Here is a 1,789-nt window from a genome sequence, read left to right as displayed (position 1 = left end):
CCTGACAGGTCTAATGAGAATTTGAGCGGGTGATCTCCCCCGGCAAGGAAATAGTGTTTTTGACTGGAGTGATAACAGGAGGTAATGGATTGTATCCAAAAGCTCCACAGTAAGAGGGTTGGCATTAAAAAGGTGCCGGCCTTTTTGTTATTTAGAGAAGAACGATTTGTTTGCCAAAGATGATCCGGGTTTGGCCATTTGGCATAGAAAAATTGGCCTATAAGCCGATAAAATCGCAGCGGATTTGGGTTAGCCGCCGATAACCAAAAGATGGAATCCTGGTAAGCAATCCATTAACGGCAGGGGTTTTAAACCTTCTTCACCACACTATTACAAAATATTATGGGAATATAAGCATTTTGTGCCTGTCGGTGTGATATGATATGAGGAAGGGGGTGATGTTCATGAACAGAGCCTATCTGTTGCAGGAACTCAAGTGTGCCGTCACGGAAATTGTTGAGTTACAAGAGCAGCTCACCCTAACCAATAATTTCCGGGAGGTGAGGCGGATAGAAAAACGCCTCAAAGAAGTGCGGTGTTTGAAAAACTGGTTGCTACAGCAGCTTGACTGCATCACTGACCAGCAAACCGCGTAACCCAATAATCCACTGACAGAGAGGCCAGACCTCCTTATTTTTTTGCCCATTTTGCGGTTCTGTTCATGGCAACAAGAGGAAATAAGATCTTCGCAACGAAATGTTTAGGGGAGGAGGTGTTACTCATGGGAATGTCCAAAGAAGATAAATTTGAATTCATGTTTGATACGGTCTTGGAAATCGCCAGAAAAACCAAGGCCATCCCTTACTCTGATTATCTGCAGGCTAAATTCGATATAGATGAAGCCGATATCGATCTAATGGATAAGATCAGCCGTCCCCTGATAGAGGAATACAAGCAGGGCAAGCGCACCGATTATAGCATCATACAGCAAAGCCTCACCAAAGCGGGTATGCCCCTTAATAAAGTAGACGCCTTGATATGTTTGTTCTATGCTCAGGGGGAAAAGGACGAGTTCTGGGAAATGCTGAAGAATAAGCCGCATTATATTGAAAACCGCTTTAAGCAAATTAAGGACACTATGAAGGCGCTGTACTAAGGCTATAAACCGGTAAGCTGCGAGAAGGCATCAGGGTGAAGCGGGGCGTAGTACCGATTCTGCTGCCGCGAGGATAGACATACCGCGGACTAAGCTTTCTTATGGAGCAGGCGGAAAACAATGAAAAGCAGCCAAGAGCCCATCACTATCAGGCTCACTATCTGCAATGGCGATAAAGATTGGAAGTCCAAGGTAATGATCCACAGAGTAAATGCGATAAGGAAAAGAATATCGATGATCGAAATACGCATGGTCGTTGCCTCACAATCGTTGGGGGGTGAGTTTAAACCTCTTTCTATTGTATAATCTGCGCCCTGGTCATGACAAGGCGCTAGTTTAATAATGGAAATTATTAATGCATATAAATACATGATAACTGGGAAAGTTTGTAATATAATACATTTAGATTAGTTATACCAGCAGACAAGTTTAAGGTATCTCATTTACCGGGATACCTTTGTTTTCAAAGCCGGGTTTTTCCCAGGGGGTATGAAGTATGAATGAAGTCAATACTGTATCCTCGGCAGCAGATACGGAATGCGAAACCAACTTTAGCAAAGCCTTTCATTCCAGCTCGATAATGAAATTCATACTTGATTATGAAACCCTGAAATTTGTGGATGTCAACCATACCTGGCTTGAAACCATGGGGTATGAGCGCGAGGAAGTGGTGGGGCGAACCGCGACGGAATT

Annotated in this window: 3 protein-coding genes; all 3 read left to right on the top strand. The window is 43.8% G+C overall.

Annotated elements, in window-relative coordinates; translation table 11 throughout:
• The first annotated feature begins 404 nt into the window (after positions 1-404).
• Entirely contained in the window at positions 405-596 is a 192-nt protein-coding gene (locus tag B3W37_RS14155; RefSeq protein ID WP_481039315.1) for a hypothetical protein, read from the top strand.
• Between the two features lie 125 nt (positions 597-721).
• Complete coding sequence (locus B3W37_RS14150) at positions 722-1,096, top strand: hypothetical protein (protein ID WP_483170053.1); 375 nt, start codon at positions 722-724, stop codon at positions 1,094-1,096.
• 496 nt (positions 1,097-1,592) lie between these two features.
• On the top strand, positions 1,593-1,789 hold a 197-nt coding region (locus B3W37_RS14145), incomplete at its 3' end, for a PAS domain S-box protein (protein ID WP_483176179.1).

The organism is Syntrophomonas sp. UBA5494, assembly GCF_002426325.1.
Note: the sequence above shows the minus strand (reverse complement) of the source record. Positions and strands in the feature narration are given on the sequence as shown.